This is a genomic window from Zhenpiania hominis, from assembly GCF_014333425.1.
GTDB lineage: Bacteria > Bacillota > Clostridia > Peptostreptococcales > Anaerovoracaceae > Hominibacterium > Hominibacterium hominis.
In genome coordinates this window covers 42,881-50,219 of record NZ_JACRYT010000024.1, presented here as the reverse complement: position 1 = coordinate 50,219, position 7,339 = coordinate 42,881, and the positions used below count along the sequence as shown (strand labels likewise).

Sequence of the window (7,339 nt, the reverse complement as noted above, 5' to 3'; positions counted from 1 at the left end):
GCCATGCCGTTTTTTATCCACTATTCACTTTTCAATGTTCAAATTACATCAAGTAACAAGTTGTAACTTTTTGAGCTAAATCTATATATTTCACTTGACTTTTATATAGTTAGCTTTCTTTTCAATAAAACTTATATAACGCTTTATTCAAAACGCAAACATCATGCCAACTTAAAAACTTTTTAAAATGTCTGAAATTCGCAGTTTCTGCCGATCTTTGAAATTGTGCTGGTGTCTTTTTAGACTTACACTTTTAAAGAAAAATTTTGATAATTTCATTATTTTCAAACAAAAAGACAGTGTTATTTTAAAGTCACACTGTCTTTTTGTACTCACATCATTTTTTCTTTCCCTTTTGCATATCACAAAGCTTTTACGAATTTTTGTTGAGAACCAGTTTCGCGAAATGCTCAAAACTCCAGTCTTCAAAGCCTTCTACACTGTCCACGACTTTCAGGAAAAAGCATTTTGGAATCTCTCCGCATTTCAGGCTGTCTTCTACGCACAAATTGCAGCCCTGATCGTGATTGGCGGGATTGAACTGACATCCGGTGTCCGTACATGGACAAAACTCAACTTTACTCATTTTTCTCTCCTTCTCATCTTATCGTTCATATATAATTGATCCATCCATTACGGTCAGCAATACGTTTGCGGAAATAATTTCAGAAGGATCTACCGTAAACAGATTGCGATCAATTACTACAATATCCGCAAATTTTCCTTCTTCTAAAGTCCCAAGTTCTTTTTCTCTTCCAACTCCGTATGCTGAACCGTAGGTATAGCTTCTCAGCACTTCATAAACAGATAACTTTTCCGTCGGATTCCATCCTCCTTCGGGTTCCCCGTCGTTATGAAGCCTGGTTACGCCTCTGTAAATTTCCAAGAATGGGTTATTGTCTACAACTGGACAGTCACTTCCAATCGCAAGAACCCCCGCGGTATCGTACAAAGATTTCAACGGCCAGGTTTTATCCGCACGTTCTTTCCCCAGAGTAATGGGGTACGGGTTCTCTGAAAATTTTTGTGTCAGCGCAATATGCTCCGGCTGTACAGATGGAATAATTCCCAGTGTCCGAAAACGCGGAAGATCTTCCGGCGAAAGCATTTCTACATGCTCAATAGCGTGTCGACAGTTGTTTTTGCCGTAACGAGTTATTGCCTCTTCATAGTAATCCAGCCCCATTCTTGCGGATTTATCCCCGCAGGAATGCAGTTTGACAGAAAACCCTCTGCGGTGCGCTTCCGGTATCGCCTTGCGAATCGCTTCGGTATCATTTAAAGAGATCCCATAGTTCCCGGGAGCATCCGCATATTCTTCCAACACCAGCGCCGTATGAGTTGTACTGACTCCATCCAGAAACTGTTTTAAATGTTCTACGCGAAGTTTCTCTGAGCGATATTTCTCCCTCCATTCTTCGACTTGATCCAGATCGCCTAAAAGATCGGGTGCCGCGTGAATACGAACAGTCAGCTCATTATTTTGATCCATGTCGCTGTACACTTCGAGGTTTCCCATATTCCCATGGAAGTAGGGCTGAACGTCATTTGTCGAAGTAATTCCATACTGTGCTGCGCCTTTCATATACTCACGGATAATTGTTTTTTCTTCTTCTGGAGAAAAAACAAAAGCATGTTTTGTAATCAGTCCAGAGGCAGATTCGTAAAAAAATCCCGTCGGCTCTCCGTTTTCGTCTCTTGCAATCTCTCCACCGAATGGATCCGGCGTATCTCTGGTAACTCCTGCAATTTCTAATGCCCGACTATTTGCCCATACTCCGTGCGCTTCCGCATTGACAAGACACACCGGGCGATCTGGAAAATATAGATCCAGAGATTCTTTTGTAGGAAGTTTCTTATTTTCCCAAAAGACGTGATACCAGCTGAATCCCCGAACCCATCCGTCCTTGTCCGGAGCTGCATCCGCTGCCTCTTTCACCATATAAGCCGCTTCTTCTTCCGATTTAGCATCTGCCAGATTCACATAAGTTTTAAACATTCCCGCCATCAAAAGATGGGTATGGCTATCGTGAAATCCGGCCATAACCAGCTTGTCTTCAAACTTCCTCACTATAGTCTCTTCTGATTTCCATTCTTCAAAATCCATTCCCTTTCCAACTTCAAGAATTCGATTTCCTTTTGTCGCGACAAAGCCGGGAAAGGGTTCTTCCGCAATGCTGTCAAAAACAGCATCACTTACAATGATCAAATCAGCTTTCATTTTCACCCTCCTTCTGTCTGAACTTCCTTTTTGAATAAATGCAATCTTCTAATTATTCTGTATATATAGTTAGCAAAATGTATGCCACTTAGTTTAATTTTGAATTTTCAACCTTTTCTTACAAATAACAAAAAACATAGTGTTTGTCCTCGCACACACTATGTTTTTTTTAATTCTATGCATTCTGTTTTTTCAACAGGTTTCTTTACATGTTATCCTATACACACACTGTCTTTTTTTACTGTCATATTCCTAGGCTGATCGGATTATAAATGAATCCCTAGACGCTTCATTTTCTGGTATAAAAGGGACCTGGATATTTTCAGGTAACGGGCAGCCTTACTCTTGTTATAGTCAAACCGCATCAGAGTTTCGTTAATCAGTTTTCGCTCTGCTTCCTTTTTAATGGCTTCGATGGGATTCTGTTCCCTCTGCAGGGCTTCCAGATCAATACTGCTGTTATCCGCCCTCCAGTTAAAATGCTCCGGCCGCAGGATTTCTCCCTGGGCGTAATTCATCGCCACTTCCACACGATTATAGAGTTCCCGCACATTTCCCGGCCAGTCATAATCCATTAGCTGCCGATACACATCCGGATCTACTTTCTGGATATTTTTCCCCAGCTCGCCGTTCAGCGACCGCACCTTCGCTTCCACCAGTTCCGGAATATCTTCCAACCGCTCTCTCAGCGCGGGAACATTAATGGGGAATACATTCAGCCGATAATAAAGGTCTTCCCGGAACTCGCCTTTATAGACCAGTTCCCTTAAATCCTGGTTCGATGCCACAATCACGCGGACGTTGACATTTACGTCTTCTTCGCTTCCCACCGGCGCGATTTCCCCCTCCTGCAAAGCCCTCAGCAGTTTTGGCTGAAGAGACAGAGGCATCTGGTTGATCTCGTCAATGAAAAGAGTCCCCTCATCTGCCTGTTGAAATTTTCCTTTTTTTCCGCCTTTCTTCGCTCCGGTAAAGGCACCTTCCTCATAGCCGAACAGTTCTGATTCGATGAGGGATTCTGCCATTCCCGCCGCGTTGACTTTTACAAAGCTGTTAAAAGCCCTGGCGCTTAAATTATGAATGGAATGGGCTACCAATTCCTTGCCGGTCCCGGTTTCTCCGCAGATCAGGACCGTGGAGTTTGTCGTACTCGCAAGTTCAATCTGATATTTCAAATCTTTTATTTTCTGAGAAGATCCCAGGATATTGTTAATGGAGTATTTCGTGCTTTTGAAATTCCGCACTTGCTCCCTGAAATAGGCCATTTCATCTTTCAGGGTTCCCGCGTACTTTGTCAGCAAATCGTCCAGCGCGTCGATATCCTGGATCATGTCATATTCCAGAACGCCTACGATCTCTCCGTCCTTTCTCAGCTGCACCTGTGTACTGACGCTCATTCTCCCGTCGCAGAAATAAAAGTTCGTATTGAATTTATTCGGGCCCTTGAGAAGATTCTGCATATTAGACGGAGGGAATACGTCCGTCACATATTTTCCCATAATTTTTTCCCGATCCACTTTTATATAATCCGCGCACTGTTCATTCATATAAACGACATTTCCATTTTTGTCAATTACCATTAATCCGGTAATAGCATCCAGAAACAAATCATAATCTTTGCTGATATCCATGCCGCACCCCCTCTCATTTCTGAAAAACCTTCTTATTTTTATGGTACATCGGGGAAAGGAAAAAGTAAAGGACGCTTTTCCTCTTATTTTACCAGCAGTTTTTTGATCCCCCGTTCCAGTCCGTCCAAAGACAGTTCAAACATGGGGAACACTTCCCCGATGGCCTGGATCGTCTGCGCGCCGTAAGCCCAGTCCCACTCGGATTCATGAATGGGGTTGAGCCAGATCTGTTTTTTATACCGGCGTTTGAATTTTTTCAGCCATTCAATTCCAAGCTCGTCATTCCAAAGCCCGATCACCGAGTTTCCGCCCCTCCGGTATAATTCCGAAGGCGCCATAGCCGCGTCTCCGACAAAAATCACTTTATATTCGCTGTCCAGATTGGACAGCACCCAGTTTGTTTCAATCCAGTCGCCCCGTTTGCACAGGGGGGTATTGTACAGATTGTCATAGATGCAGTTGTGGAAATAGTATACTTTCAGATCTTTAAAATGGTTGGATTTGCGCAATGCCTGAAAGAGCTGGTTGCACAGGCGGCTGTAGGGAAGCATGGAGCCGTCTGAATCAATCAGCAGCAGCACCTTTACCGTATTTTTTCTCGGCTTGTCGTAAACGATCTCCAGAAGCCCTGCGTTTTCACAGGTTTTATCAATGGTCTGATCAATATCCAACTCCGTTCTCTCCCCTTCCACCCGGGAAGAATACTGGCGCAGCTTGCGGAACGCCATCTGAAACTGGCGGATATCCAGAATATTGTCCTGGCGAAAGTCCCGGAAGTTCCGTTCTCCCGCGATCTGTACGGCGGATTTGTGCCGGCTGCGTCCGCCTACGCGGATTCCCTGTTTATTGTAGCCTCCCCGGCCCATAGGAGAGGTTCCGCCGGTTCCGATCCAGTAGTTTCCGCCATGATGCTTTTCCTTCTGTTCCTCAATTCGCTCGTGAAACATCTGCAGCAGTTCATCCAGTTCCCGGAAAAAGTCGTCACCGTTTCCTTTGTCATTGATATCCCGTTCCAGTTCTCCATCACTGAGCCATTTCCAGAATTCCTCCGGCAGATCTTCCGGAGTTTCCACACCCTGAAAGTACTCGGCGAAAACCGCGTCAAACTTGTCGTAGTCCGCCTCGGTCTTAATAATGATGCTGCGGCACAGATAATAAAAGCCTGTAAGGGAAGAACCCGCCAGACCTTTATCCAGCGCGGAAATCAGGGACAGCCATTCGTTGATGGAAACCTCAAGGCCTTTTGCCCTGAGCAGATAAAAGAATTCTAAAAACACATTACCACCTCTTGAGCGAATAGCCCTTTTCTTTGATCTCATGCATAATATCAATGTCCTGGTTCTTTTTCAGGAGCACTCCCACAAACGGAATTTCATCCTTAATTTTGTTGACGCTCACTCCACTGATCATCAAAGCCTGCAGCCAATCCAAAAGCTCGGAAGTGCTGGGTTTTTTCTGGATTTCTTTCATATTGCGGATCTCATAAAACGCTTCCAGCGCCTTCTGGCACAGCTTCCGGTCAATGTCTCCGAAATGCACCTTAATGATCTCCTCCATCTTTTCCGCATTCGGAAATTCGATGTAATGGAAAATGCAGCGGCGCAGGAACGCGTCCGGCAGTTCCTTTTCCGCGTTTGAAGTAATAATGACGATTGGTCTGTGCTTGGTCTTTATGGTTTCTTTCGTTTCATTAATATAGAATTCCATTTTGTCCAGCTCCCAGAGCAAATCGTTGGGGAACTCCAGATCCGCCTTGTCGATTTCATCGATCAGAAGCACGACCTGTTTGTCGGAAGCAAAGGCTTCTCCCAGCTTTCCCAGCTTGATATATTGTTTAATGTTGGCTACATCGCCTTCTCCGAACTGGCTGTCATAAAGTCTCTGTACGGTATCGTACACATAGAGCCCTTCCTGCGCCTTGGTCGTTGATTTGATTCCCCATATGAGCAGCTTCATGTCCAGCGCGTCCGCGATGGCTTCCGCCAGCATGGTCTTTCCGGTTCCCGGTTCGCCTTTGATGAGCAGGGGCTTTTCCAGGGCAATGGATACATTGACCGCGTTCATCAGCTCCTGGGTAACCACATATTTGTCGCTGCCTTTAAAAACGTCTAACTTTTTCATCTACATTCTCTCCTTCTACCTTCAGACTGTAACATCGCCTTTTTGCACATATGCAACTATTATACCATCTTCTCCTGTCTTTGGGTAATTTTTTTATCCGGCCGGACCACAAAAAAAGAACCCCCGTAAGAGTTCTTTCTTTTTGACGCTAAATCTTTTCGATCTCTTCCAGCGTAAGTCCTGTGATCTCCAAAATTTCTTCCAGCCGCATATTTTTCGCTTTCAGCCTTCGGGCAATATTCAGCTTTTCATCTTTGCGGCCTTCCGTAAGGCCTTCTGCGCGTCCCTCCGCAATACCTTCCGCGAGACCTTCGGCATGACCTTCCAGAATGCCTTCCGCGAGACCTTCGGCATGGCCTTCCATAATCCCTTCGGCATGGCCCTTCGCATGACCCTCCGCGTATCCCAGTTCTTTTGCCTTCTGCTTTTCTTCCCGTACCTCCTTTACCTCCCGCATGAGAATCGCTTCCTGCATCTTATACATCTCACGGGACATCCGGTACGCGAACAGCCGGTCATCTTCGCTCACTTTTTTCAATTCTTCATCCGCCATGGCGATCACCTCATCTCCTGTCTCCAGCAGCCTCTCCACATACGCTTCCTGCCCCGGCTCCCCCGTGCTGTTCATATAGGCGCTCAGCACTTCCAACGGGCTCAGTTCTTCCGCCTTCTTTCCCCGCCAGTTGTATTTCCCCAGTTCCAGAATATGCAGCTGCGCCATTTCACTCAGCTCATAACCCGTTCTCTGATTTTTCAGCACAAAACAGCTGTGCGCCGGTTCGCTCTCCGGCAGGCAGGAATCCTTTAAAATCACGATTACGATACTTTTTTTCAGTTTATCATAGTTTTCTCCCTTTTCCAACCCCCGTACCACCAGTTTGCTCAGATAATACAAAAACCGATTCATCAGTTCCTTCGTGGTGCTGATCTGCATTTCAATGTCGATCTGCTCTCCCCGGCTGGTTTCCACCAGAATATCCATAATAATTTCTTTTTCCTCTTCCAGTTCCCCGATGGAAAAAGGGTTCTGATAGTCCAGCGCCACAATGGGATCTTCGTTTCTTTCCAAAATCCGGTTTAACAAAGCGATCAGCGCCCGCTTGCTTCCCGGCGTATCCCGGCCGAATACGGCTTTAAAAATAATGTCACTGGTCAGCGGTTCTCTGTGAATATGTAATCCCATACAGTAAATCCCTCCCTTTTGTAATTGGATAATATTTACTGTAATTTTATTACATTTATTGTCATTTGTCAACTCCCGTCCAATTAATCTGTTATTTTTTGAATTTTCCCTTTTCTTGTTGTAGTTTCCGCGCACCTGCCTTATAATATAGTAAACAGTGTTGATTATTTTCCCACTCAAAAG

At 45.0% G+C, this 7,339-nt stretch carries 6 protein-coding genes; all 6 read right to left on the bottom strand.

Going from position 1 to position 7,339, the window contains the following annotated elements:
• Nucleotides 1-373: 373 nt before the first annotated feature.
• Nucleotides 374-586 (bottom strand): DUF6485 family protein, encoded by a 213-nt coding sequence (locus H9L42_RS14630; RefSeq protein WP_187304152.1) that lies wholly within the window; start codon nt 584-586, stop codon nt 374-376.
• A gap of 18 nt (nt 587-604) precedes the next feature.
• Nucleotides 605-2,221 carry an amidohydrolase gene (locus H9L42_RS14625; RefSeq protein WP_187304151.1) on the bottom strand — a complete coding sequence of 539 codons (1,617 nt, stop codon included), beginning with the start codon at nt 2,219-2,221 and terminating at the stop codon, nt 605-607.
• A 266-nt stretch (nt 2,222-2,487) separates the two neighbouring features.
• Entirely contained in the window at nt 2,488-3,852 is a 1,365-nt protein-coding gene (locus H9L42_RS14620; protein ID WP_187304150.1) for a sigma-54 interaction domain-containing protein, read from the bottom strand.
• Between the two features lie 83 nt (nt 3,853-3,935).
• A complete protein-coding gene (locus H9L42_RS14615; RefSeq protein WP_187304149.1) occupies nt 3,936-5,129 on the bottom strand; it encodes a VWA domain-containing protein in 1,194 nt (397 codons plus the stop codon).
• Nucleotide 5,130: 1 nt separating this feature from the next.
• Nucleotides 5,131-5,973 carry an AAA family ATPase gene (locus H9L42_RS14610; RefSeq protein WP_187304148.1) on the bottom strand — a complete coding sequence of 281 codons (843 nt, stop codon included), beginning with the start codon at nt 5,971-5,973 and terminating at the stop codon, nt 5,131-5,133.
• Between the two features lie 148 nt (nt 5,974-6,121).
• Nucleotides 6,122-7,156 (bottom strand): Rpn family recombination-promoting nuclease/putative transposase, encoded by a 1,035-nt coding sequence (locus tag H9L42_RS14605; protein WP_187304147.1) that lies wholly within the window; start codon nt 7,154-7,156, stop codon nt 6,122-6,124.
• Nucleotides 7,157-7,339 lie beyond the last annotated feature (183 nt).

Coding starts and splice junctions, on each gene's coding strand:
- H9L42_RS14630 (WP_187304152.1), bottom strand. CDS start 586: ATGAGTAAAGTTGAGTTTTGTCCATGTACGGACACCGGATGTCAGTTC.
- H9L42_RS14625 (WP_187304151.1), bottom strand. CDS start 2,221: ATGAAAGCTGATTTGATCATTGTAAGTGATGCTGTTTTTGACAGCATT.
- H9L42_RS14620 (WP_187304150.1), bottom strand. CDS start 3,852: ATGGATATCAGCAAAGATTATGATTTGTTTCTGGATGCTATTACCGGA.
- H9L42_RS14610 (WP_187304148.1), bottom strand. CDS start 5,973: ATGAAAAAGTTAGACGTTTTTAAAGGCAGCGACAAATATGTGGTTACC.
- H9L42_RS14605 (WP_187304147.1), bottom strand. CDS start 7,156: ATGGGATTACATATTCACAGAGAACCGCTGACCAGTGACATTATTTTT.